This is a genomic window from Micromonospora sp. NPDC000668 (genome assembly GCF_042897975.1).
In the GTDB taxonomy this organism is placed as follows: Bacteria; Actinomycetota; Actinomycetes; order Mycobacteriales; family Micromonosporaceae; genus Micromonospora.
In genome coordinates this window covers 976,171-997,824 of record NZ_JBIAYP010000001.1, presented here as the reverse complement: position 1 = coordinate 997,824, position 21,654 = coordinate 976,171, and the positions used below count along the sequence as shown (strand labels likewise).

The window sequence follows — 21,654 nt, the reverse complement described above, 5'->3', positions numbered from 1 at the left end:
CCCCGGCCGGCGAGCCGGTCCCCGTGCTGATCGACGGGGCGAAGGGCTGGTTCTCGCGACCAGCTACCGGCCGCCGGCCCTCTTTCCGAGATGGTGCAGCTGGCAGCACGTCCGATTCTGGTTCGGAAGGTCGGAGGTTCGAATCCTCCTCTCGGAGCGCAAGGGGATGGCCCGGAAGCAGGACATCCGGCGGGTTACGGCCCGTCGGGAGGCCGCCGGAGTAACGCCCGGCTCCCCGCGCCAAGCCCTCGTAGCCCAACGGCAGGAGGCACCTGGTCGAGGGCCAGGACAGTGCGCGTTCGAATCGCGCCGAGGGCACCAGGCCGGCGTAGCTCAGATGGCAAGAGCACCGCCCTTGTAAGGCGACGCGCGCCGGTTCGAGTCCGGCCGCCGGCTCCACACCTTGCCGCCGTAGCTCACCTGGTAGAGGGACGTCCTCGTAAGACGTAGGCAGGCGGTTCAACTCCGACCGGCGGCTCTCACGCCGACGTAGCTCAACGGCAGAGCACTCCGCTCATAACGGAGGGGCACCCGGTTCGACACCGGGCGTCGGCACGCACATCACGCGCTCGTGGTGGAACTCAGGTAGACACGCACGGTTTAGGCCCGTGTGCCGGAAGGCGTGGGGGTTCGACTCCCCCCGAGCGCACGCATGGGGACGTGGCCCAGTTGGTAGGGCATCTGTTTCGCACTCAGAAGGTCGGCGGTTCGATTCCGCCCGTCTCCACCAAGCCCTGTTGGTCCAGCCAGGAGTGGACGCCGGATTGTCAATCCGGAGATCGCCGGTTCAAGTCCGGTACGGGGCGCGCATGAAGGGTTGGCCGAGTCTGGTCGATGGCGCCGCGTTGCTAGCGCGGAGCGGGTCACACCGCCGGGAGTTCGAATCTCTCACCCTTCGCCAAGCCGTCGTAGCTCAGGGGTTAGAGCACCGACCTGATAAGTCGGGGGCCGCTGGTTCGATTCCAGCCGTCGGCACGCAGCGAGAATGCCAGCCAGGCGACCGCGTCCAGCCCACCAGCTCGGCGAGGAACGTCCGGGCTCCGCAGGGCAGGGTGGTTCCTAACGGGAACCTGGGGAAACCCACGGGACAGTGCCACAGAGAACAGACCGCCGGCAGCACCATCCGCCGGTAAGGGTGAAACGGTGGGGTAAGAGCCCACCGCGCTGCCGGTGACGGTGGCGGCACGGTAAACCCCACCCGGAGCAAGGCCGAACAGCACGCGGGCGGCCCGCCTGATGCGTGCGGGTTGGCCGCTAGAGCCTGCCGGCGACGGGAGGCCGAGATGGATGGTCGCCCCCACCCTTCGGGGTTGGGACAGAACGCGGCGTACCGGCCGGCTTCCCTCGCTTGCAGTACATGCCCCCGTAGCTCAGTGGATAGAGCACGAGATTACGGATCTCGGTGTCGCTGGTTCGAATCCAGTCGAGGGCTCTTACGGGATATGGCGCAGTCGGGTAGCGCTCCGGTCTGGGGGACCGGAAGTCGTCGGTTCGAATCCGGCCATCCCGACTCAACCGGCAGTAGCGCAGTTGAGTATTCTCAATGCATGAAGCGTTGCGGTGCCTGTCGGGCCGATAAGCCACTAACAGATTTTCACCGGAGAGGCACGATCCACCAGCCTGTCTGCAAGCAATGCAAAAAGGAATACGACAGGTCGCGTTACGCTGCCGACCGGCAGTATCACGTATCCGTGCGGGGTGCCCGGCGACGAGAATTGTCTGCGTGGGCGTTCGAGCTGAAGCGGGGCAAGCCGTGCACCGACTGTGGGACCGCCTATCATCCGGCCGCGATGCAGTGGGACCACATCGGGCAGGACAAAGAATTCAACGTTTCGGCAATGGGCCGCATTGGGCTCTCAAAGGAACGCATCCTACGGGAGATCGCCAAGTGCGAGTTGGTTTGCGCTAATTGCCATGCAGTCCGTACGTACGAGCGCCGCATGGCGTCGGGGGCGTTAACGCCCACAGGGTAGTAGCTCAGGTTGGTAGAGCGCCCCGTTCGGGACGGGGAGGCCCGCAGGTTCAAATCCTGTCTACCCGACTCGTGGAGGGTTCCGGCCCGTGGGGGCCAACCGGTTTCGAAAACCGGATGGGGGTGCAAGCCCTGGCGTTCGACTCGTCAACCTTCCGCCAAGCCTTCGTAGCTCAGAGGAAGAGCAGGCCGCTCTTAACGGTCGGGTCGGGATTTCGAAATTCCCCGGAGGCACAGTTTCGCCCCGCTAGCTCAGGGGATAGAGCAGCAGTTTCCTAAACTGCGTGTCGCTGGTTCGATTCCAGCGCGGGGCACAACACGGGCCGCTAGCTCAATGGCGTAGAGCTCCGGACTTTTAATCCGAGGGTTCGGGGTTCGAGTCCCCGGCGGCCCACTGCGGGGTAGAGGAGTTCGGTCGTCCTCGCCGGCCTCATAAGCCGGAGATCGCGGGTTCGAATCCCGCCCCCGCCTCCAAGCCCTGATAGCTCAGCGGGAGAGCGCCGTCCTGACGCGACGGAGGCCGGGGGTTCGACACCCTCTCGGGGCACCATGGAGCCGTAGACGAATTGGCAAAGTCGCCGGGCTTTCAACTCGGATATGTGCGGGTTCAAATCCCGTCGGCTCTACTCATTCCGACGTAAACCGTAATTGGTATCGGGGCGGACTGTTAATCCGTTCAGGTGGAAGCCTGGTGCTGGTTCGAGTCCAGCCGTCGGAGCCAAGCCCGTGTAGCTCAGCGGCAGAGCACCGGTCCCACACACCGGGTCGCCCTGGTTCGAGTCCAGGTACGGGCACTGGCCTTCGGGCCGCAATTGTGGCTGTAGCTCAATGGTAGAGCGCTGGGTTGTGGTCCCGGAGGTGCGGGGTCAGTACCCGCCAGTCACCCCAAGCAGGTGCTGATGGCTGTCTAGCGCTGCCTGTAAAGCAGTAGCCCTGGGGGTTCGAGTCCCTCCGCCTGCACCATGCCTCCGTAGCTCAGCGGATAGAGCAGCGTTTCCGGGACCGCAGGCCGGCCGTTCGAATCGGTCCGGGGGCGCGCACGGTCGTATGCCCGAGGGGTGAGGGAGCGGTCTGCAAAACCGCGCACGCCGGTTCGAGTCCGGCTACGGCCTCTAGATGCCATCCACTGCGGAGTGAGGCGCAGGCGGACGTGGGTCCAGCTGCTGCTCATAACGGCGGCCTGCTCGGTTCGACTCCGAGGCTTGCGACCAGTCGGGCGCTTGCGTCGAGGGGAAGATCGTCTGTAAACCGGTCTGATCCCCGGCCGCGCTGTGGCGCCCATTGCCGGCCGTTACCGGTCACAAGACGATGCGTGGCCCCACTGTCGCCGACCTCCACACGTCCTATGTGCTCGCAGGCAACACACCGGTCCTCGTACACACCTGCGTTGGCGAACTCGCCCCTTCATGGGGGTCGCAGCAAATCCATCGCGGGGCAGCGCCGCACACCGACCACCCGTCGATTGGGAGGAGGATTTACTAGGTGAGGTCAGAAGGGGGCAGGCGTTGCAGGGCAGGTGCCGGCCCTGGAAGCTCCCGTCAGCCGCACGAGTCAGAGCCGTCTCGTGGTGAACAGGGTGGTCCCGTAGACCGCGTCCACTTCCTTCCGCTCGGTCTCGGTGAACCCGACCTTGGCCAGCACACGGCGAGAAGCGGTGTTCCACTCCCAGACCGTGGCCCACAGACGTTCGTACCCGGACGATCTCGCCCAGTCCAGAACCGCCAACGAGGCCTCGGTCGCGTATCCCTGACCCCAGAATCGGCGTAGCAGCTCGAACGCCAGTTCCGGTTCCCCTTCCGATCCTCGTCCGCCGTCGATCAGCCCGCAGTAGCCGATCACGTCACGAGCGGCCTTCCGCTCGACCGCCAGTAACCCGGTCGACGATGGCTGGTTGGTGCGGATCGAATCCTCGAGTTCCGCGACCGTGGGGTGTCCATCCGCGTCGATTCGGCGGTGCGGCGGCACTCGTGGGTCACGTTCGGTCCACAGCTCGCGCTGGATGACAGCCTCGGCTACCCGCCAAGGTCTGAGCAGCAGGCGATCCGTCTCGAGGACAACTTCGCGGCCGGGAGTCGCTTCAGATGCCATGACACCAACTTCTCACGGGCGCACGCACTGTCATGCCGCAGGACGCGCGGTCGATCGTGCCGAATCGTGGACGCTTGATGTGCGGACGTCGTGGCCTGCCTGATGCAAGGTTCGCTCCCGTGAGCGAGTCTGAGCGCGGGCACCCGATCTCCGGTGATCGGCAGCGGACGGTGCGGTGCAGATACATGTAGGACTCGAAGGCGTATCGTTCGACGGTTTCCGGGTCGAACACGCCGGTGAACGGAGTATGTGGCCCCGAACGGCTGCCGACGGTCGGCCTCGCGCCGCTGGCTGTCGGAGCCGTTGCCTGTGCCCCGCTAGGCGATGGTGACTCCGGTGGGGAAGAACCGGCGGCGGGCGGCAAGGCTGACGTAGACGAGGGCGACCAGGACCGGTACCTCGATCAGTGGTCCGACGACTCCGGCGAGGGCCTGGCCGCTGGTGACGCCGAACACGCCGATCGCCACGGCGATGGCAAGTTCGAAGTTGTTGCCGGCTGCGGTGAAGGCGAGCGTGGTGGTGCGTTCGTAGTTCAGGCCGATCGCCCGACCGATGGCGAACGAGCCGAACCACATGATCGCGAAGTACGCGAGGAGGGGGAGCGCGATGCGGGCGACGTCCCAGGGCTGGGCGGTGATCGCGTCGCCCTGCAGAGCGAAGAGCAGCACGATGGTGAACAGCAGCCCGTACAGGGCGACCGGCCCGATCCGGGGCAGGAACTTCGCCTCGTACCAGTCGCGGCCCTTGGCGCGTTCGCCGAATTTGCGGGTGAGGTAGCCGGCGGCCAGGGGGATGCCGAGGAAGACCAGGACGCTGCCGGCGATGTCCCATCCGGAGACTGACAGTCCGGCCTGCTCCAGGCCGAGCCAGCCGGGCAGGACCGTGAGGTAGAACCAGCCGAGCAGGCCGAAGGCGAGGACCTGGAAGACGGAGTTGAGCGCGACCAGGACGGCGGCGGCTTCCCGGTCGCCGCAGGCGAGGTCGTTCCAGATGATGACCATGGCGATGCAGCGGGCGAGGCCGACGATGATGAGGCCGGTGCGGTACGCGGGCTGGTCGGGTAGGAGCAGCCAGGCCAGGGCGAACATGACGGCGGGGCCGATGAGCCAGTTGATGAGCAGGGAGGAGATCAGCAGGCGCCGGTCGGAGGTGACGGTGTCGAGGCGGTCGTAGCGGACCTTGGCCAGGACCGGGTACATCATGATCAGCAGACCGAGGGCGATGGGTACGGAGATCCCGCCGATCTTGACCCGGTCGAGGGCGTCGTCGAGTCCGGGGATCAGTCGGCCGAGGAGCAGCCCGGCGGCCATGGCGGCGCCGATCCATACCGGCAGGAGCCGGTCCAGCGTCGAGAGCCGTGGTGTGGTGCGCGCCGGTGTGGCCAGTGCCGTCATGGGGTTCGTTCCTCTGTTGGTTCCTGGGCGGGTGCGTCGGGCCCGCAGGGCCGTCTGCCCTCGGCGCCGGTGGGCGCCTGGTCGGCGAAGGTGATGCACTGACCGAGCGCGCGGAGCGATTCGGGCCGGAGTCGGTGGTGGGTTCAGTAGCGGGCGCGCGGGGCGGTCTCGGGGTCAGGCGACAGGGCGCAACTCGGTGAGGAGTTTCTCCACGCGAGTGCGGATCTCGTCGCGGATGGGGCGGACGGCCTCGACGCCCTTGCCGGCGGGGTCGTCGAGCTTCCAGTCCTCGTAGCGCTTACCGGGAAAGACCGGGCAGGCGTCGCCGCAGCCCATGGTCACGATGACGTCCGAGGACTGCGCCGTGGCGTACTCGAGGAGCTTCGGCGTCTGGTCGGTGATGTCGATGCCGACCTCCCGCATGGCCTGCACCGCGGCGGGATTGACCGTCTCGGCCGGGGCGGAGCCGGCAGAGCGGACCTCGACGGCGTCGCCGGCGAGGTGGCGCAGCCAGCCGGCGGCCATCTGGGAGCGGCCGGCGTTGTGGACGCAGACGAACAGGACGCTCGGCTTGTCGGACATCAGAAGCCCTCCTTGCAGTGTGGATCGCGGGGCCAGTTGACCGGTGCCTGGTCGGGCATCGCCGGCAGGGCGCGGGCGGGGTCGCTGTTGCGGTCGAGACGCTGGTAACGGCCGGCGGGACGCGACGGATTCACCAGGCCTCGGTACGTCTCGTCCGCCCTACGATGCTGCGGCTTGGTGCTTACGGGGTGCAGTTGGGCGCCGGGTTGCCCTCGTTCATCGCGCACGTAGGGGTTGGTGTCAGTCATGGCGGCCGGCCGAACTCGTGGCGGGGGCGACGTTGGGGGCGACGCGGTCGACGCGGGCGGCGAGGTCGGCGAACGCGGCCTCGAACGCGGCGTCGGTGTCGACGCGGACCGGGTCGGGCACCGACCAGTGAAGTCGGGGCGCGGCTGGGCCGGTGAGTTCCTCGTGGGCGTTGTCGCAGACGGCGATGACGAGGTCACCGTCGCGCACGATGTCCGCGACGTGCGACGTGCCGGTCGGGTTTAGCCGCAGTCCGTGCCGGTGGGCCACGGCGACAGCCCGCGGATGAACCCGCTCTGCGGGCTGCGTTCCTGCGGACGCAGTCGAGGTGTGGGTGCGGTCGGACCAGAGGGCGGCGGCGAGTTGCGAGCGGGCGGAGTTGTGGGTGCAGACGAACACCACCCGACCCACCTCGGTCAACGGCGCCGGCATCAGCATGGCCAGGGCCTCGGGCCGCAGCCGCAGGTAGGTGCGACGGCGGTCTCCCTCGGACCGGCTGCGGACGACGAGCCCGGCTTCGGTGAGGACCTTGACGTGGTGGGCGACCAAGTTCGTCGGCATCCCCAGGTCCTGGGCGATCTCACCAGGGGATGCATCGCCCAGGGTGAGTGCGTCGACGACCGCCAGGCGCGCCGGATCCCCGAGCGCGGCGTGGATGCGGGCGCGCCCCTGCAGGGAAGCAAGCTCAATAGTCATTGAGTCAACTATTGCTGAGCAACTGTGACGCTGTCAAATGGCGACGAGTCGGTGGTCGGTGTGGGGCGCGCTGAGTGCACCCGGCTGGGTGGATGTTCACCCGGGGGCTGCGGCGCCGGCCGCGGCCTACGCCGTGGGGGTCGGTTCGACCGTGAGCAGCGCGGCGAGCTGGCGCAGGATGGCCGGGCGAGCGCGGTAGTAGACCCACGTCCCGCGTCGCTCGGCATCGACGAGGCCGGCCTCGCGCAGCGTCTTGAGGTGATGCGAGATGGTCGGCCCGGTGAGGTCGAAGGCGGGAGTGAGGTCGCAGACGCACGCCTCCCCGCCCTCCGCCGAGGCGATCATCGATATCAGCTGCAGCCGCACCGGATCGCCCAGGGCCTTGAACGCCGGAGCAAGCACTGCGGCGGTTTCGGCCGGCACCCGGCGCTGAGCCAGTGGAGGGCAGCACGGCGTATCAGCGGTCAGATCCACGAGGGCGAGAGGCGCGCCTTGCTTCGACATGTCTCTAGGTTGACATCCTTCTAATCAACGTGCAACTCTCTGCTTAGACAAACGTCAAGACAGGCGGAAGGGAACACGATGAGCGAGGACACCCAGAGGGCGGGCGGATTCACCGGGGACCCGGGCGCCGCCCTGGCCGTGACCGGGTCGGGCTCCTGTTGCGGAAGCCCCGCGCAGGGGGTCGGCTCGATCCTCCCGCCCGCTGGCGAGACAGCGACGACCGGCGGCCCGTGCTGCGGCACCCAACAGACCGCCGAGGCGGCCGACTCCTGCTGCGGCACCACGGCGAAGGCCGACGCGATGCGCACCGGACAGGGGTGCTGCGGATGACCCCGGCAGCCGGCCCGCCCGCCAGCATGGCGGCGCGGCTCGCGGCCGTGTCCGCCGAGCGGATGACCACGACCGTCGCCGCCCTGGCCGCGGACGACTTCGCCGGTCGGCGGGTCGGCACGCCGGGCGGGGCTGCTGCCCGCGCCTGGCTCGCCGACCACCTCACCGCGCTCGGCGCGAGGGTCGAAATCGACGACTTCCCGGTCCGAGCCGTGCCGGACATCTACGCCGCACCGACCGTCACATGGGGTGTCGGCGACGTGTCGGCGGATCTGACCTTCGGTCGTGAGGTGTCGATCCACCCGGCTTCCACCGACACCATCGAGGTCAGGCGTGGCCTGCTGGGTGTGGCCGGTAGCGATGACCCGACCGGCCGCTGGCTGGTGGTGCCAGCGGGGATGAGCCTGTTCGACGCCTACCGTGACACCCGAGGCGCCGCCGGTCTGCTCCTGAGCCGCGCGGTCGACGCCGACGGATGGCAGTACACAACCCTCGCGGGCCCGGACCCGGGACCCCTGCCGGTCCTGACGCTGGACCCGCGCACGCACTCTGTCGTCTTGAGCGCCGCCGGTGAGGGCTGGATGAGCGCAAACACCCCACTACGTCGCGCCGACGCCACCGGGACCAACATCTACGCCACCTTCGACCGACCCTCGCCCCGTGCGGTAGAGCTGCTGTTGACCGCCCACTACGACGGGGTCGGCGACCACCCCGGCCTGCGCCAGCCCGGCGCGTCCGACAACGCCAGCGGCGTCGCCGTGGTCCTGGAGGCCGCCCGGGTCCTGTCCGCCGTGCTCCCCGACGACCTCGGACTGTCCGTCGCGCTGCTCGACGCCGAGGAAATCGGGGCGTTGGGCTCCGCCCGCCACAGTTCTCGACTGCGTGCCAGCGGCGGCAACCCGCTGGTCATCAACGTCGACGGCGCCGGCCGCCTCGACCAGGCCGCCGCGGTAGAGGCCGGGGGCCCCGCCCACCGGCTGCTCGCCCTGCTCGACCAAGCCGGCCGACACACCGGCCTTCCCCTAACTGCCGGGCCCGTGGCGTCGGACAACCGCCGCTATGGCGCCGCCGGGCTCGCGGCCGTGGGCATCGGTGCGGGAATGGCCGGCTACCACAGCCCCGCCGACACCCCGGATCGCGTCGACCCGCACACCCTGACGGCCATCGCCCGCCTGGTTGTCGCGACCGTGTCCCTCGCCGCGCCCGCACCCGCTACACTTTCATCGCCGATCGGCGATAAACGATGAAGGGAGAGATGTGGCGGCCGAGATGCTCGACCGGACCACCGCGCAGGCGTACGCATCCTGGTTCCGGGCCCTGGCCGACCCGACCCGAGTGCAGATCGTCGAATACCTCGCCCGGCACGCCCGACCAATGAGCGTGGGAGAAATCGTCGGCGCCGTCGGCCTGGCGCAGTCCACCGTCTCGCAGCACCTGAAGATCCTCACCGAGGTGCGGTTCGTCTTCGTCGAGCCGGTCGGCACCGCCCGCCACTACCGGATCAACGACGCCTGCGTCGACTGCTTCCCGTCCGCCGCGGACGTGGTCATGGGCCGACCCGCCCCCCACCCGAATGGAGCCTGCTGATGGCCGACATCACGGTGCGCCCCCTGCGGGACGACGACGCCGAGCGGGTTCTGGCGATCTACCAGGCCGGACTCGACGCCGGCAACGCCAGCTTCGAGACGATCGCGCCCACCTGGGCGGCGTTCGACGCGGCAAAGCTGCCCGAACACCGCTTCGTGGCGATCGACGGGAACACGGTGGTCGGTTGGATCGCTGTCGTGCCCACCTCGGGGCGCACGGTCTACGCCGGCGTGGTCGAGCACTCCGTCTACGTCGACCCCGTCGCGCAGGGCCGCGGCGTCGCCCGGCTGCTGCTGGACACGCTGATCACCTCCACCGAAGCCGCCGGCATCTGGACCATCCAGTCCGGAGTCTTCCCCGAAAACGCCGCCAGCCTCACCCTGCACGAGCGGGCCGGCTTCCGGGTCATCGGCGTGCGCGAGCGGGTTGGTCGCCACCACGGCCGCTGGCGCGACGTCGTCCTGCTCGAGCGGCGCAGTCCCGTCGTCACCTGACCAATCCTGGCCCCTCACAAGCAGGGCCTCGTCTACCTACTTGATTCGATAGTTCTCAACACAGAGGAGTTTGACCGGTGAGCACCCTGAACGAGCTGCCTGTCGTGGTCATCGGCGCCGGACCAGTAGGCCTGGCCGCCGCCGCGCACCTGTACGAGCGGGGCATCGCCTTCACCGTCCTCGAAGCCGGCGACACCCCGGGTGCCGCCGTGCGGCAGTGGGGCCACGTGCGGGTGTTCTCCCCGTGGCGCTACAACATCGACCCGGCCGCCCGCCGGATTCTCGACGAGGCGGGCTGGGCCGCCCCTGACCTTGAGGCCCTGCCCACCGGAGCGGAGTTGGCCGGCGACTACCTCCAGCCCCTCGCGGAGCTGCCGCAGCTCAAGCCGTACCTGCGCTACGGTGCCCGGGTCGAAGCGATCAGCCGTCTGGGCCTGGACCGACTGCGCACCGCCGGCCGTGAGTCCACGCCGTTCCTGATCCGCCTCGCCGTCGGCGAAGAGATACTCGCCCGCGCCGTCATCGACGCGTCCGGCACCTGGGGCACGCCGAACGTCCTGGGCGCCTCGGGCTTGCCCGCCCGCGGCGAGACCACTGTCGCTCCGTTCCTGGAGCACGCGCTGCCCGACGTTCTCGGCGCGGCCCGGGACCGCTTCGCCGGCCGGCACACCCTCGTCGTCGGGGCCGGCCACTCCGCCGCGAACACGCTGCTGTCCCTGGCCGAGCTGGCCGAATCCACGCCGGGCACCGAGGTGACCTGGGCGATCCGGACCGCCTCACCGGCGCGTACCTACGGCGGCGGAGACGCCGACGCGCTGCCCGCCCGCGGCGCCCTGGGCGCACGGCTGCGCGAGCACGTCGACGCCGGCCGGATCCGGCTGCTCACCGGCTTCTCCGTGCACGCGCTCACCCCGACAGACGGCCGGGTGAGTGTGGTGGTGCGGCACGGCGACGGCGGCGAGGAGTCGGTCACGGTGGACCGGATCGTCGCGGCCACCGGCTTCCGACCGGACCACTCGATCGCCGCCGAGCTGCGCCTGGACCTGGACCCGATCATGGGCGCCACCCGCGCGCTCGCCCCGCTCATCGACCCGAACGAGCACTCCTGCGGCACCGTGCCCCCACACGGCGTCGACGAACTCGCCCATCCGGAGGCCGGCTACTACGCCGTCGGCATGAAGTCCTACGGCCGGGCGCCGACGTTCCTCATGGCCACCGGCTACGAGCAGGTCCGCTCCGTCGTCGCCGCCCTCGCCGGCGACTGGGACGCCGCCCGCGACGTCCAACTCGACCTGCCCGAAACCGGCGTCTGCAACAGCAACCCCACGGACTCCGCCACCGGCGACAGCTGCTGCGGGCCGGCGCCGACCGCCGAGCCGGAAACGCGCGGACTGGCCACCGGCATCTCCGGGGGCCTGCTGTCCGCACCGTTGAACCTGGTCACCCTCGACGCCGCCCCCGCTGGCGGTCAGGCCGGCGGCTGCTGCGGCAGCTGATGCCCACCACCACGACGGTGCCCGCCGACCCCACAATCGGCGGGCACCACGCCCACGGCTGGGGCAGGTGGGCATGCGGCCGGCCGCCGCAGTAGCTGCACTCACGGAGTTGTGGGTCCGGCCGTTTTAGCTGCGCGTGTCGAAGTCGGCTGAATTTCACCGCCCTGTGTTTCCACGTTGCGGGGCCGTGTTTCGCCCGACTATGGGGCGGGGCTCGCGGCGAGTCCGGTGCAGGCGCGCAGGCCCGCGTACTCCTGGCCGATCCGGGCCGTGTCCTCGCGGCCGGCGAGTTCGGGTCGACCGGTGCGGCGGGAGATCGTCGCGGGCACCAGTTCCGTTTTCGAGATCGCCGAAGCGTCGAGGGTCACCCGCAGCACCCCCGTGTCGTTGCTGTACGCGTCGTCACGCCACCATAGGAAGTTGCCGAGTCCGTACTGGACGAAGGTCTTGCCGAGCCACCCGTCGCCGAGCAGTAGGTGGGCGTGGGTGCCGACGACGATCGTGGCACCGGCCTCGGCCATCTCGCCAGCGAACTCGCGAGCCTCGGCGGGTGGACACGCGTCGCCCTCCGTGCCCCAGTGGACGTAGACGACGACCACGCTGGCCTGGCGCCGGGCGGCGCGCACCGCCGCGACGGCGCGCGGTAAGTCGCGGGTCATCGCGATACCGGCCCGGGTGTCTGTGGCCCTCCACTCCGACCACAGCTCGGAGACCTGGCTGAAGCCGAGGACAGCGATTTTGGTACCGCGTATCTCGGTGATCCATGGCGCGTACGCCGCCGCCGCGTCGGCGCCCGCCCCGACGGCCGGCAACCCGACGGCCCTGGCTGCGTCCACGGTGTCGGCCAGCCCTGTCCGCCCGTAGTCCAACGCGTGGTTGTTGGCGATCGACACGACGTCGATGCCGGCGGCCTTTACCGCGTCATACGCGCTTGCCGGCGCCCGGAAATGGAACTCCTTTGGCTCGGGAGTGCCGCGTGTGGTGACCGCCGTTTCCAGGTTGACCATCGCCAGGTCTGCGGCCGACAGCGTCGACGAGATCGACCCGAACGCGGTCGCCGGGTCGCCCAGCAGGTCGGCCGTACGGTCGGCGAAGTGCACGTCGCCCGCGAAGGCCAAGGTGATCTCGGCGGGGTGCGACGGGGAGCCTGCAGGGGCGGAGCGGGTGGGCGCAGCGGCCGGCGGGGTCCGGACGGCATCGCACGCCGTAACAGTCAGGGTCGCCGCCAGCGCGACGAAGGAACGTGCCCATTTCACTCAGCGCAGCGTACGGAAACCCGCCCGACCCTGGGCCTACTTGGCCAGATTGCCCTCGGCCTGACCCAGCGACGCCGCCGTTGCGCGAGGGTGAGTTCCTCCCGGTCAACTCATACGCCGAATGCGATATCTGGCGGCTGCGGCCACCAGAGCGAGCACGACCGGAACGACGATGGCAACCGGCAGCGAGCCCGCTGCGGTCAGGGTCCGCTTTCCGGCCACGCTCACGTGTAGCGGCTGGCTCACCACCAGCGGGCCCGTACCCGCCGTGGAGTCGCCGCCGGGCATGAGCACGACGTAGACGTCGAAACTGCCGGTGTTGACGGCCTGGTACTGCCAGGACAGTGACGTGCTGCTGCCCGGCGCCACCGGCGAAACCTCCCGGGTCACGTCCGCCGACCAGTCCTCGAGGTCGACGTAGACGCCGTCCAGGCTCGCGACGTTGAGGTGGGCCACCAGCCGGTCGGTCGGCGCCTCACCCGAGTTGACCACGCGGGACTCAAGCGTCAACCGCTCACCAACGACCGTGTTGAGTCGGCTCTGCTCCAATACGACCTCAACGACGCCCGGCAGTGGCGGCGGAGCGGCTGCCGCCGAAGCGGTCAAGCCGACGGGAGCCGTCAGCGCCAACAACAGCCCGGCGAGGGCCAGCCCTGTCTTCATGCTCCGCTCACCCCTCCATACAGCCTGACGATCCGGGTGCCGGCGGCAATCAGGACGCCCCCGGTCAGTACCGCGATGAGTAGCGGAGAGATCAGGTACGACAGGTCCCGCGTCCAGCTGTGCCCGTTGACGAGCACAGCCGTCAGGTAGTGCAGCGACGCGCCGACCGGATTGAGCCGGACGAGAAGATCACCGAACCAGCCCTTCGGCGCGCCGCCGGGCAACTGGGTCGGTGCGAAGAGCGCCAACAGCAGGAACAGGCTCACCGCGAGGCTGACTTTGTTGGAGCTCGACACGGCGCTGATCAGCAGACCGAGCGCGGCGAGCGCGACGGCCAGCAGCGTGCCGACGAGCAGGCCCAGCACCAGCGCCTGCCCGACGATGGACACTCCGCGTCCGAGCGCCCACAGATACGGCACGCTCACGACGAAGGCCGCGAGCCAAAGCGACAAGGCGGCGGCGAACTTCCCCAGCACGATCGCCCGGCGGGAGACGGGTGCGAGCAGCAGGCTCTCCAACGTGCCCCGTTCCCGCTCCCCGCTGATCGCGTCGGCGCTGACCACCAGCGTGACGAGGACGCCGACCGCCACCGCAACCTGCAGGGTGAGGTTCACCGCCTCCCGCTGCTCGAGGAAGTTGAGCACCTGACTGGTACCGGCAAGGTAGGTCATGACGCTCAGGACGACGCTGAACGCGAAGACCAACACCGGGCCGCGCCCGCTCACCCACAGATCGCGGCACTCCTGTTCGGCGATGACCTGCCAACCCGGGCCATCGCCGCGAACCCCGCCCGCGCTGGGTTCGGCGTTCCGGACCAGCCCCCGCAGACCCGTCGTCATCGGACACCCTCCCCGGTCATGGCTAGAAACGCGTCGCTGAGCCGCGCGCCTTCGACCTCGAAGGACAGAACCGGCACGTCGGCGCTCAGCACCGCCCGCAGCGGTCCATTCATCCCCGGATCCGCGCCGGCCTGCGTGACGACCGACCGGTCGTCCACGGAGAACTTGAGGATGTCGGGACGTTCATCGGCCGGCTCCAACGTCAGGCCGGCAACCCCCGCGAGGGCGTCCCGGGCCCGACCGACCAACTCGATCGGTACGCGCATCTGCGCGTACTGCTGGGTGGGGACAGCGCGGGTGACCTCGCCGGAGGTGCCGGAGACGAGGACCTTTCCCTTGTGAAGGATCAGCACGCTCGTGCAGATCTCCTCGACGTCCGGAAGGGTATGGGTGCTGAGAATGACCGTCGCTCCCCTGACCACCGCGATCTCGCGGACGATCGCCAGCATCTGACGTTGCCCGGCCGGGTCGAGCCCGAGCGTCGGCTCGTCGAGGAACACGACAGCGGGATCGTTGACCAGCGCCCGTGCGATACCCAGCCGCTGCCGCATGCCGCGGCTGTACGTGGAGATCCGCGACGAGCCACGCTCGGCCAGGCCTACCTCCGCCAGTAGCCGCTCGGCGACTCGCGCGGCGTCTGGACGGGCGTTGCCGAACAGCCGGGCGTGGTAGCGCAGGTACTCCTCGCCCGTCTGGTGTCCGGGATAGCCGCTGCTTTCCGGCAACACGCCGATCCGCCGTCGAATCTCGCCCGGCCGGGTGCAGGGAACACCAGCCACCGAGAACTCCCCGCTCGTTGGCGCGAGCACTGTGGTGAGCAATCGGATGGTGGTCGTCTTGCCCGACCCGTTGGGCCCGAGCAGTCCCACGACCTCGCCTTGTCGTGCGGTGAAGCTCAACCCGTCAACCGCCGTACGGTCCCCGAACCGCTTGGTGAGCCGCACCGCATCGAGCTGCGCGCTGGCCATGAGCGTCCCCCTCTCGCCGTGTGCGAGGTGGCGGCGCGCCACCCGCGGTCCGTTCGACCAGGACGTCATGGCGACAGTACGGAGGGTTGGCTGAAGGCCGGCTGAACCGGACGAAGCCGGAGGTCTGCGTCGGCGGCTTCAGCGGGCAGTAAGCCGGCGAGTGGCACACTTGGGAAGTGCGCATCCTCGTGGTCGAGGACGACAAGCACCTCGCCCGGTCAATCAAGCGTGGACTGGAGGCCGAGGGGTTCGCTGCTGAGGTCGCACTCGACGGCATCGACGGCCTCTGGCGGGCCACGGACGGCGACTTCGATGTCATCGTTCTCGACATCATGCTTCCCGGCAAGAACGGCTTCCAGGTGTGCGCCGAGTTGCGTGAGGCCGGCAACTGGACCCCGATTCTCATGCTCACGGCCAAGGACGGCGAGCTCGACGAGGCGGAAGCTCTCGATACCGGAGCCGATGACTACCTGTCCAAGCCGTTCTCCTATGTCGTCCTGGTCGCCAGAATTCGGGCGCTGCTGCGCCGGGGTTCGCGGGAGCGCCCGGCCACGCTGAGTGTCGGCGACCTGCGGCTCGACCCCGCCGCCCACAGGGTCTGGCGTGGGGAAACGGAGGTCTCACTCACTCCGCGTCAGTTCGCCCTCCTCGAGTTCCTCATGCGGCGTCCGGGCGAAGTGCTTTCCAAGGGCACCATCCTCGACCACGTCTGGGACTTCGCGTTCGACGGCGACCCCAACATCGTCGAGGTCTACGTCCGGCACCTCCGCAGGAAGATCGACGAGCCGTTCGGTCGATCCGCGATCCAGACCGTCCGTCTCGTCGGCTACCGACTGGACCCCGATGGCGGCTGACAACCCCCGGCCTCGGGCACGCCTCACGACGGTGCGCGCCCGCACCACCGTGGCCGCCACGATCGTCGTCGGTGTCGCCCTCGTGGTCACCGCCGTGAGCCTGGTGATGTTTCTGCGTCATTCGCTGGTCGAACGCGTCGACGACATCGCGAGGGTACGGGCGCACGACGTCGCGACCCTGGCCCGCCAGGGCACGCTCCCCACGGAGCTGGCCATCGAGGGCGACGACGGAAGCATCGCCCAGGTCGTGGACGGCGCCGGCCGGGTGGTGGCCGCCACCGCCGGACTTCGGCACGATCAGTCTCTCGCCCGGTTCCTTCCGGGGGCGGGGTCCGAGGTGCGCACAGTGGACGGCCTTCCGTTCGGCGAGCCCGGCGGCTACCGGGTCATCGCACTGCCCACGGATACGCCCGAAGGACCGGTGACCGTCTACGTTGCGGCGAGTCTCTCCCCGGTCGATGACGTCGTCGACGTTCTCCAGGGCGCCCTTGCCACCGGTGCCCCACTACTGCTGGCACTCGTCGCCGTCACGACCTGGACGGTCGCGGGTCGCACCCTGCGGCCGGTGGACGCTATCCGGGCCGAGGTCGCCGACATCTCCGAACGCTCCCTCGACCGGCGCGTGTCCGTGCCGAGCACGGACGACGAGATCAGTCGGCTCGCGGGCACGATGAACATGATGCTCGACCGGTTGGATGCCGCCGCCGAGCGTCAACGCCGCTTCGTCGCGGACGCCTCGCACGAGTTGCAGACCCCGCTCGCCGCGGCGCGTACCGATCTGGAGGTCGCGCTCGCCCACCCTGACCGCACCAAATGGAACGAAACCGCCGCTGATCTGCTCGTGGCGAACCGTCGCATGGAGCGGCTGGTCCGGGATCTGCTGTTCCTCGCACGGGCGGACGCCGGCGTTCCCCGCCCCCCAGCCCGTCCCGTCGACCTCGACGACATCGTCCTGGCCGAGGCGGCCCGGATTCGTGGCAGCGGCCACCTGCGGGTCGACACCGGCGCGGTCTCGGCGGCTGCCGTCGACGGCCGTCGCGACGACCTGACCCGGGCCGTACGCAACCTGTTCGACAACGCCGAGCACCATGCCTCGTCATCGGTCAGCGTCGAGCTCGACAGCGACGACCGCCGGGTCACGTTGATCGTCCACGACGACGGGCCGGGGATTCCGCCCGCGGACCGGAAGCGCGTCTTCGAGCGATTCACGCGCCTCGACGACGATCGGAGCCGGCGCACGGGCGGCACCGGTCTCGGTCTGGCCATCGCGCGAGAGATCATCGATGCACACGAAGGCTCGATAGACGTCGAGGACGCGCCTCGCGGTGCACGGTTCGTCATCCGCCTACCTGCGCGCTAATTGACCGCCTTGCTGGGAAAGGCCCGGCGAATCCACCTTTATGGGCAAACGCATGTTGTGAGGAGGGCAAGGCGGGGCACGTGCACTTGCCTGTTGCGGAAATGCGCGTCTTGGTAGGCAATGAAAGGTACTGGTGACCCGGATTTCTGACGATTACTCGCTTTTGCCCGTGAACACGGACTGAATCGGCCTCTAGTGTCACAAATTATATTTAGACCTCGGCAGGCGCATACCACTTGTGAGTTGGTGTCGGCGGAATACAGAGAACGTGGCCCACCATTCATCACAAGCATCGACGGCCTGGATCCGAGGCCCTGCGCAGCGAGGCGGAGGAGGTGTAGACGCATCACGGGGGGAGGGGGTCGTGGAGTTCCGGCTCTTGGGTGCAGTGGAGGCATGGACGGGGGATCAACAAGTCGATCTCGGGCCACGCCAACAGCGGCTTGTGCTGGCGATCCTCGCGCTGAACGTGAACCAGCTCGTGCCGCTCGACCGCCTCGTTGACCTGACATGGCCTGAATGGCCGCCCCCGACCGCACGTCATGCCATCCACGTCCGCGTCTCGCAACTGCGCAACGTACTGGCCATGGCCGGTGCGGACCGTGAAGGCGTAAGGATCACCACGCGCGGCCGGACCTATGTCCTGCGGGCCGACCCGATGAGCGTGGACGCCCACCGCTTCCGCGCCCTCCTCGCCGGGGCTCGTCTTGAGACGGACGACCTGGAGAAGGCGGCGATGTTGCGGCGCGCGCTCGATCTGTGGCACGGACCCCCGCTGGCCGACGTGGCGACCCCGCGAGTCGAAGATCTGTGCCGGGGACTGGAGGAGGCGCGGTTGACGGCGGTGGAGGAATGGTTGGACGCGCAGTTGCGGCTCGGCGGGCACGAGGCCGTCCTCGATGAGCTCGCCGAGTACGTCGGGCAGTATCCGTACCGGCAACGACTGCTCGCGCAGCTCATGCTCGCCCTGTACCGCGCTGGCCGCGCCGCCGACGCGCTGGTCGCGTACCGGCTCGCGCGGAGTCGGCTGGTCGACGAGCTCGGACTCGACACCTCGCCACAGCTACAGAAGCTGGAGAGGGCGATCCTTCGCGGCGATCCTGCACTTGACCTGCCGTGACCGCTCAGGCTTGAGACCTTCCGGGCCGCAGGGCTGTGGGCCACACCCGCCCTGCAAGCGGCCGGCGCGTGGACGAATCCTTGGGTCGGCCGAAACGCAGATAGAGCGACGGGAGGACAAGCAGGTTCAGCAGAGTCGAGGTGAACAGGCCACCCAGAATCACCACCGCCATCGGGTGTTCTATCTCGTGACCGGGCAGGCTGCCCTCGATGGCAAGGGGAACCAGGGCGAGCCCGGTCGCCAACGAGGTCATGAGGATCGGCGAGAGTCGCTCCTTCGCGCCACGGAGGACGAGGTTTCGGCCGAAGATTTCCCCTTCCTCCCGTTCGAGATGCTGGAAATGGTTGATCATGAGAATGCCGTTGCGCGCGGCGATGCCCAGCACGGTGAAGAATCCCACCAGCGAGCCGAGCGAAAGGATGCCGCCACCGACGTATGCCGCGAGGATCCCGCCCACCAGAGCCATGGGCAGCGTGAGGAGGACGAGGAACGACAGCCGCCAGCTGTTGAAGGCGGTGGTCAGCAGGAAGAGGATCCCGATCACCGCGACGCCGGCGAAGAGCCGCAGCCGGTCCTGGGCGCTCGTCGCCTCCTTGTACTCACCGAGCAGTTGTGGGTGGTAGCCGGGCGGGAAGTCCACCGTCGCCAAGCGGCGCTCAACCTCGGCCGCCACGTCACTCAGGGCCTTCCCCGCGGCCACATTGGCACCCACATTGATATACCGCGATCCATTCTCTCGCAGGATTTGGTTGGGCGTGGGCACCATCTTGACCTCGGCCAGCTCACCCACCGGGACCTTGCTCCCGTCCGCCGCGTCCATCAGGAGGTGGCGGACGCTCTCGATGCTGTACCGGGCACTCGGCACGCTCCACACGTGCACCTCGGTGTTCTTGCCGTTTCGCCAGATGTCGCCCGCCTCCTCGCTGGCGATGAACGTGGCCGCGGTTCGGCGTACGTCGCCGGGCTTGATCCCGTATTGGGCAGCCTTGGCCAGGTCGACCTGGACGTCGACCTGGGGAACTGTGGTCTGCAGCGTCACGTGTTCGTCGATGATGCCGTCGATCCCGGCGACGAGGTCCTTGACCTCGTTGGCCTTGTCGCGGAGCACGTCGAGGTCGTCGCCGACGATGCGGACGATGATGGCGTCGCTGGAGCCGGTGAGCACCTCCTTCGTGCGCTCCTTCAGATAGGTCTGCACGTCGCGCTGCAGGCCGGGATAGCCGTCGACCACCTTCTGCACGGCGTCATGAGTCTTGTCGTAGTCGACCTTCGGGTCGATGCTGATCCAGTTCTCGGTGAAGTTCATGCCGACGACCTCGTCGGCCAACGTGCCCTGCCCGATGTGGGCGCCGAAGTTCCGGACCCCGGGGATCGCCCGCAGTTCCCTGCTGACCTGTTCCGTGATGCGGACACTCTCCTCACGCGAGGTGCCGGGCTGGGTCACCCAGTGCATCAGGAAGTCCCGCTCCTTGAACGCGGGGAACAGGTTCTGTCCCAGCATCGGTACCACCATGACGCCTCCCGCCAGGACGAGTACGACGGTCGCGTAGGCGACGGCGGGACGCGGGATGATGCGTGCCAGCAACGTGGTGTAGCCGCGTTGGAGCCAGCGCACCAGCGGCGATTCCCGCCGCTCGATCGGTGACCGGGCCAGCAGCATCAGGGCGAGCGCCGGGATCACCGTCAGGGCCACCAGCAGCGAGGCCAGGATGGCCAGCCCGTAGGCGAATGCCATGGGCCGGAAGAACGAGCCGGTGAGCCCGGTGAGCAGGAAGATCGGGACCGTGCTGACCAGGATGATCATCGTGGCCTGGACGATGGGACCACGGACCTCCACCGACGCGTCGAGGACGATGGCGGCGGTCGACTTCGTGCTGCCCGCTCGTCGATGCTGGCGGATGCGGCGGACGATGTTCTCAACGTCGATGATGGCGTCGTCGACGAGCACGCCGAGGGCGATCACGAGCCCGGCCAGGATCATGGTATTTATCGTGGCCCCGGTCCAATGCAGGACGAGTCCCGCCGCGACGAGGGAGAGCGGGATCGAAATGGCGCTGATCAGCGCGACCCGCCACTCGAAGAGGAAGAGCACCAGGATCAGGACCACCAGAATGAATCCGATGGCCATCGCCCGACCGAGATTCTCGACCGAGGTCTCGATGAAGGTCGCCGGCCGGAAGATCTCGGTATCGACGTCGAGGCCCTGCATGCCGGGCGCCATCTCCGTCAGTGCGGCCTCGACCCCGCGGGTCACCTCAAGGGTGTTGCCCCAGGGCAGCTTCTCGACGATGAGCATGAGGCCGGGGCCGCCGTTGATGACCGCGTCCCCCGTGAGCAGGGACGGCGGCATGATGTCGTCGGTGATGTAGGCGACGTCCTTCAGGTAGACGGGCTTGGCGCCCTTCGGCACCTCGATGGGGATCTCGGCCAGTTGCTGCCCGGTCAGGGCGGGCAGTTGGTGCTGCACCTGGAGCCGCTGGTTGGCGGTGTCGACCCACCCGCCGGTGCCGATCTCGAACCCGCCGTTGAACTTCAGCTGACCCACGTCCACCGCGTCTCCGGCGGCCTCCATGACCTGGGCCAGGGTGACGTTGTGCTGCTTCATGAGCTCGGGATCGACGAGGGCCTGCTTGACGTGCCACCGATCGCCCCAGATGGCCACATTCGCCACCCCGGGTACCCGCATCAGGCGGGGCCGGACCGTCCAATAGGCCTGCAGTGCCATCTCGACGTGAGCCGCATCCGACTTGTCCGCCTGGGATATTCCGATCTTCATCACCCGGCTGGTCGACGACAGCGGTTGGATCATGAAGGGGGCGTTGGCCCAGCGCGGCAGTCTGGGAGTGATGGAGGTGAGGCGCTCCTGGATCAGCAGGCGGGCCGCCATCAGGTCGGTCCCGGGCTTGAAGATCAGGACAATCGAGGAGAGCTGGGAGACCGACTTGGAGCGCATCACGTCCAGGCCCTCGATCCCGGTGAGCCCCTGCTCCAGCGGGACGGAGACAAGCTCCTCGACGTCCTGCGCGGACAGTCCGATGCAGATCGTCTGGATCTCCACCCGGGGCGGCGCGAACTCGGGGAACGCGTCGACGGGCATGTCGCGAATCTGCAGGACGCCGAAGAACATCAACATGGAGGCCCCGACAACCACGAGGAACCGGAGCTTCAGACTCGTTCCAATGATCCAACGCATCATGGTGTGGGG

At 68.6% G+C, this 21,654-nt stretch carries 20 protein-coding genes, 26 tRNA genes and 1 other RNA gene; 35 read left to right on the top strand and 12 right to left on the bottom strand.

Features of this window, described 5'->3' with window-relative positions; translation table 11 throughout:
- The first annotated feature begins 84 nt into the window (after window positions 1–84).
- The 27 genes from ACFY29_RS04655 to ACFY29_RS04525 all read left to right on the top strand — a co-directional run bounded on the left by ACFY29_RS04655 (window position 85) and on the right by ACFY29_RS04525 (window position 3,084).
- A tRNA-Gln gene (locus ACFY29_RS04655) sits at window positions 85–157 on the top strand.
- An 87-nt stretch (window positions 158–244) separates the two neighbouring features.
- A tRNA-Leu gene (locus ACFY29_RS04650) sits at window positions 245–321 on the top strand.
- Window position 322: 1 nt separating this feature from the next.
- A tRNA-Thr gene (locus tag ACFY29_RS04645) sits at window positions 323–399 on the top strand.
- A 6-nt stretch (window positions 400–405) separates the two neighbouring features.
- Window positions 406–478 (top strand) — tRNA-Thr (locus ACFY29_RS04640).
- 5 nt (window positions 479–483) lie between these two features.
- Window positions 484–555 (top strand) — tRNA-Met (locus ACFY29_RS04635).
- Window positions 556–565: 10 nt separating this feature from the next.
- Window positions 566–649, top strand: a tRNA-Leu gene (locus ACFY29_RS04630).
- Window positions 650–654: 5 nt separating this feature from the next.
- Window positions 655–730, top strand: a tRNA-Ala gene (locus ACFY29_RS04625).
- A 1-nt stretch (window position 731) separates the two neighbouring features.
- Window positions 732–806 (top strand) — tRNA-Asp (locus tag ACFY29_RS04620).
- 5 nt (window positions 807–811) lie between these two features.
- Window positions 812–901, top strand: a tRNA-Ser gene (locus ACFY29_RS04615).
- A gap of 1 nt (window position 902) precedes the next feature.
- A tRNA-Ile gene (locus ACFY29_RS04610) sits at window positions 903–975 on the top strand.
- Window positions 976–984: 9 nt separating this feature from the next.
- An RNA gene (rnpB, locus tag ACFY29_RS04605) (RNase P RNA component class A) lies at window positions 985–1,346 on the top strand.
- A 13-nt stretch (window positions 1,347–1,359) separates the two neighbouring features.
- Window positions 1,360–1,432 (top strand) — tRNA-Arg (locus ACFY29_RS04600).
- 4 nt (window positions 1,433–1,436) lie between these two features.
- Window positions 1,437–1,510, top strand: a tRNA-Pro gene (locus ACFY29_RS04595).
- Window positions 1,511–1,966: 456 nt separating this feature from the next.
- Window positions 1,967–2,041, top strand: a tRNA-Pro gene (locus ACFY29_RS04590).
- 5 nt (window positions 2,042–2,046) lie between these two features.
- Window positions 2,047–2,133, top strand: a tRNA-Ser gene (locus ACFY29_RS04585).
- Window position 2,134: 1 nt separating this feature from the next.
- Window positions 2,135–2,206, top strand: a tRNA-Lys gene (locus tag ACFY29_RS04580).
- A gap of 7 nt (window positions 2,207–2,213) precedes the next feature.
- A tRNA-Arg gene (locus tag ACFY29_RS04575) sits at window positions 2,214–2,286 on the top strand.
- Window positions 2,287–2,292: 6 nt separating this feature from the next.
- Window positions 2,293–2,366: transfer RNA gene (locus ACFY29_RS04570), tRNA-Lys, on the top strand.
- A 1-nt stretch (window position 2,367) separates the two neighbouring features.
- Window positions 2,368–2,446, top strand: a tRNA-Met gene (locus ACFY29_RS04565).
- Between the two features lies 1 nt (window position 2,447).
- Window positions 2,448–2,522, top strand: a tRNA-Val gene (locus ACFY29_RS04560).
- Between the two features lies 1 nt (window position 2,523).
- A tRNA-Glu gene (locus ACFY29_RS04555) sits at window positions 2,524–2,598 on the top strand.
- Window positions 2,599–2,603: 5 nt separating this feature from the next.
- Window positions 2,604–2,693, top strand: a tRNA-Asn gene (locus ACFY29_RS04550).
- Window position 2,694: 1 nt separating this feature from the next.
- Window positions 2,695–2,766 (top strand) — tRNA-Val (locus ACFY29_RS04545).
- Window positions 2,767–2,786: 20 nt separating this feature from the next.
- Window positions 2,787–2,860: transfer RNA gene (locus tag ACFY29_RS04540), tRNA-His, on the top strand.
- 1 nt (window position 2,861) lies between these two features.
- Window positions 2,862–2,935: transfer RNA gene (locus ACFY29_RS04535), tRNA-OTHER, on the top strand.
- A gap of 1 nt (window position 2,936) precedes the next feature.
- A tRNA-Arg gene (locus ACFY29_RS04530) sits at window positions 2,937–3,008 on the top strand.
- A 5-nt stretch (window positions 3,009–3,013) separates the two neighbouring features.
- A tRNA-Cys gene (locus tag ACFY29_RS04525) sits at window positions 3,014–3,084 on the top strand.
- A gap of 439 nt (window positions 3,085–3,523) precedes the next feature.
- On the opposite strand, the gene ACFY29_RS04520 is transcribed toward ACFY29_RS04525, so the two are convergent.
- The 7 genes from ACFY29_RS04520 to ACFY29_RS04490 form a co-directional block, all read right to left on the bottom strand.
- On the bottom strand, window positions 3,524–4,060 hold the full coding sequence (locus ACFY29_RS04520) for a GNAT family N-acetyltransferase (protein WP_386983395.1): 537 nt from the start codon (window positions 4,058–4,060) through the stop codon (window positions 3,524–3,526).
- On the bottom strand, window positions 4,050–4,292 hold the full coding sequence (locus ACFY29_RS04515) for a hypothetical protein (RefSeq protein WP_386983393.1): 243 nt from the start codon (window positions 4,290–4,292) through the stop codon (window positions 4,050–4,052). The genes ACFY29_RS04520 and ACFY29_RS04515 overlap by 11 nt, the downstream gene beginning before the upstream one ends.
- 85 nt (window positions 4,293–4,377) lie before the next feature.
- Window positions 4,378–5,454 (bottom strand): ACR3 family arsenite efflux transporter, encoded by a 1,077-nt coding sequence (gene arsB, locus ACFY29_RS04510; protein ID WP_386983391.1) that lies wholly within the window; start codon window positions 5,452–5,454, stop codon window positions 4,378–4,380.
- 174 nt (window positions 5,455–5,628) lie between these two features.
- Entirely contained in the window at window positions 5,629–6,036 is a 408-nt protein-coding gene (locus ACFY29_RS04505) for an arsenate reductase ArsC (RefSeq protein WP_328418341.1), read from the bottom strand.
- A complete protein-coding gene (locus ACFY29_RS04500; RefSeq protein ID WP_328418339.1) occupies window positions 6,036–6,170 on the bottom strand; it encodes a hypothetical protein in 135 nt (44 codons plus the stop codon). The genes ACFY29_RS04505 and ACFY29_RS04500 overlap by 1 nt, the downstream gene beginning before the upstream one ends.
- A 106-nt stretch (window positions 6,171–6,276) precedes the next feature.
- Window positions 6,277–6,978 carry a helix-turn-helix domain-containing protein gene (locus tag ACFY29_RS04495; RefSeq protein ID WP_386983388.1) on the bottom strand — a complete coding sequence of 234 codons (702 nt, stop codon included), beginning with the start codon at window positions 6,976–6,978 and terminating at the stop codon, window positions 6,277–6,279.
- 126 nt (window positions 6,979–7,104) lie between these two features.
- The gene (locus ACFY29_RS04490; RefSeq protein ID WP_386983387.1) at window positions 7,105–7,482 is read right to left on the bottom strand and encodes an ArsR/SmtB family transcription factor; all 378 of its coding nucleotides are present in this window, start codon (window positions 7,480–7,482) and stop codon (window positions 7,105–7,107) included.
- Between the two features lie 78 nt (window positions 7,483–7,560).
- Here ACFY29_RS04490 and ACFY29_RS04485 point away from each other — a divergent pair, with 78 nt between their 5' ends.
- The 5 genes from ACFY29_RS04485 to ACFY29_RS04465 all read left to right on the top strand — a co-directional run bounded on the left by ACFY29_RS04485 (window position 7,561) and on the right by ACFY29_RS04465 (window position 11,389).
- A complete protein-coding gene (locus tag ACFY29_RS04485) occupies window positions 7,561–7,812 on the top strand; it encodes a hypothetical protein (RefSeq protein WP_386983385.1) in 252 nt (83 codons plus the stop codon).
- A complete protein-coding gene (locus tag ACFY29_RS04480) occupies window positions 7,809–9,059 on the top strand; it encodes a M28 family metallopeptidase (protein WP_386983383.1) in 1,251 nt (416 codons plus the stop codon). Before ACFY29_RS04485 ends, ACFY29_RS04480 begins: the two co-directional genes overlap by 4 nt.
- A 22-nt stretch (window positions 9,060–9,081) precedes the next feature.
- Window positions 9,082–9,399: a metalloregulator ArsR/SmtB family transcription factor gene (locus ACFY29_RS04475; RefSeq protein ID WP_355611850.1), complete on the top strand. Its 318-nt coding sequence runs from the start codon at window positions 9,082–9,084 to the stop codon at window positions 9,397–9,399.
- Complete coding sequence (locus ACFY29_RS04470) at window positions 9,399–9,893, top strand: N-acetyltransferase family protein (protein ID WP_328418331.1); 495 nt, start codon at window positions 9,399–9,401, stop codon at window positions 9,891–9,893. The genes ACFY29_RS04475 and ACFY29_RS04470 overlap by 1 nt, the downstream gene beginning before the upstream one ends.
- 77 nt (window positions 9,894–9,970) lie before the next feature.
- Window positions 9,971–11,389 (top strand): FAD-dependent oxidoreductase, encoded by a 1,419-nt coding sequence (locus ACFY29_RS04465; protein WP_386983381.1) that lies wholly within the window; start codon window positions 9,971–9,973, stop codon window positions 11,387–11,389.
- Window positions 11,390–11,589: 200 nt separating this feature from the next.
- Here ACFY29_RS04465 and ACFY29_RS04460 read toward each other — a convergent pair whose 3' ends face one another.
- From ACFY29_RS04460 to ACFY29_RS04445, 4 genes are all read right to left on the bottom strand, one after another.
- Window positions 11,590–12,645, bottom strand: coding sequence for a CapA family protein (locus ACFY29_RS04460; RefSeq protein WP_328418327.1), 1,056 nt, complete (start codon window positions 12,643–12,645; stop codon window positions 11,590–11,592).
- Between the two features lie 105 nt (window positions 12,646–12,750).
- Window positions 12,751–13,308 (bottom strand): hypothetical protein, encoded by a 558-nt coding sequence (locus ACFY29_RS04455; protein WP_386983379.1) that lies wholly within the window; start codon window positions 13,306–13,308, stop codon window positions 12,751–12,753.
- A complete protein-coding gene (locus ACFY29_RS04450; RefSeq protein WP_386983378.1) occupies window positions 13,305–14,147 on the bottom strand; it encodes an ABC transporter permease in 843 nt (280 codons plus the stop codon). The genes ACFY29_RS04455 and ACFY29_RS04450 overlap by 4 nt, the downstream gene beginning before the upstream one ends.
- Window positions 14,144–15,115 carry an ABC transporter ATP-binding protein gene (locus ACFY29_RS04445; RefSeq protein WP_386983376.1) on the bottom strand — a complete coding sequence of 324 codons (972 nt, stop codon included), beginning with the start codon at window positions 15,113–15,115 and terminating at the stop codon, window positions 14,144–14,146. Before ACFY29_RS04445 ends, ACFY29_RS04450 begins: the two co-directional genes overlap by 4 nt.
- 176 nt (window positions 15,116–15,291) lie before the next feature.
- On the opposite strand from ACFY29_RS04445, the gene ACFY29_RS04440 reads away from it, so the two are divergent.
- From ACFY29_RS04440 to ACFY29_RS04430, 3 genes are all read left to right on the top strand, one after another.
- Entirely contained in the window at window positions 15,292–15,969 is a 678-nt protein-coding gene (locus tag ACFY29_RS04440) for a response regulator transcription factor (protein ID WP_328418319.1), read from the top strand.
- A 31-nt stretch (window positions 15,970–16,000) separates the two neighbouring features.
- Entirely contained in the window at window positions 16,001–17,329 is a 1,329-nt protein-coding gene (locus ACFY29_RS04435; RefSeq protein WP_386983373.1) for a sensor histidine kinase, read from the top strand.
- A gap of 364 nt (window positions 17,330–17,693) precedes the next feature.
- Window positions 17,694–18,449: an AfsR/SARP family transcriptional regulator gene (locus ACFY29_RS04430; RefSeq protein WP_328418315.1), complete on the top strand. Its 756-nt coding sequence runs from the start codon at window positions 17,694–17,696 to the stop codon at window positions 18,447–18,449.
- A gap of 4 nt (window positions 18,450–18,453) precedes the next feature.
- Here ACFY29_RS04430 and ACFY29_RS04425 read toward each other — a convergent pair whose 3' ends face one another.
- Window positions 18,454–21,642, bottom strand: a complete 3,189-nt coding sequence (locus tag ACFY29_RS04425; RefSeq protein ID WP_386983371.1) for an efflux RND transporter permease subunit — start codon at window positions 21,640–21,642, stop codon at window positions 18,454–18,456.
- Between the last annotated feature and the right edge of the window lie 12 nt (window positions 21,643–21,654).

What these genes read in the sequence shown, in the direction of transcription:
- ACFY29_RS04445 (WP_386983376.1), bottom strand. Translation starts at nt 15,115, where the DNA reads ATGGCCAGCGCGCAGCTCGATGCGGTGCGGCTCACCAAGCGGTTCGGG.
- ACFY29_RS04470 (WP_328418331.1), top strand. Translation starts at nt 9,399, where the DNA reads ATGGCCGACATCACGGTGCGCCCCCTGCGGGACGACGACGCCGAGCGG.
- ACFY29_RS04425 (WP_386983371.1), bottom strand. Translation starts at nt 21,642, where the DNA reads ATGCGTTGGATCATTGGAACGAGTCTGAAGCTCCGGTTCCTCGTGGTT.
- ACFY29_RS04455 (WP_386983379.1), bottom strand. Translation starts at nt 13,308, where the DNA reads ATGAAGACAGGGCTGGCCCTCGCCGGGCTGTTGTTGGCGCTGACGGCT.
- arsB (WP_386983391.1), bottom strand. Translation starts at nt 5,454, where the DNA reads ATGACGGCACTGGCCACACCGGCGCGCACCACACCACGGCTCTCGACG.
- ACFY29_RS04495 (WP_386983388.1), bottom strand. Translation starts at nt 6,978, where the DNA reads ATGACTATTGAGCTTGCTTCCCTGCAGGGGCGCGCCCGCATCCACGCC.
- ACFY29_RS04520 (WP_386983395.1), bottom strand. Translation starts at nt 4,060, where the DNA reads ATGGCATCTGAAGCGACTCCCGGCCGCGAAGTTGTCCTCGAGACGGAT.
- ACFY29_RS04485 (WP_386983385.1), top strand. Translation starts at nt 7,561, where the DNA reads ATGAGCGAGGACACCCAGAGGGCGGGCGGATTCACCGGGGACCCGGGC.
- ACFY29_RS04450 (WP_386983378.1), bottom strand. Translation starts at nt 14,147, where the DNA reads ATGACGACGGGTCTGCGGGGGCTGGTCCGGAACGCCGAACCCAGCGCG.
- ACFY29_RS04505 (WP_328418341.1), bottom strand. Translation starts at nt 6,036, where the DNA reads ATGTCCGACAAGCCGAGCGTCCTGTTCGTCTGCGTCCACAACGCCGGC.
- ACFY29_RS04475 (WP_355611850.1), top strand. Translation starts at nt 9,082, where the DNA reads ATGCTCGACCGGACCACCGCGCAGGCGTACGCATCCTGGTTCCGGGCC.
- ACFY29_RS04480 (WP_386983383.1), top strand. Translation starts at nt 7,809, where the DNA reads ATGACCCCGGCAGCCGGCCCGCCCGCCAGCATGGCGGCGCGGCTCGCG.
- ACFY29_RS04490 (WP_386983387.1), bottom strand. Translation starts at nt 7,482, where the DNA reads ATGTCGAAGCAAGGCGCGCCTCTCGCCCTCGTGGATCTGACCGCTGAT.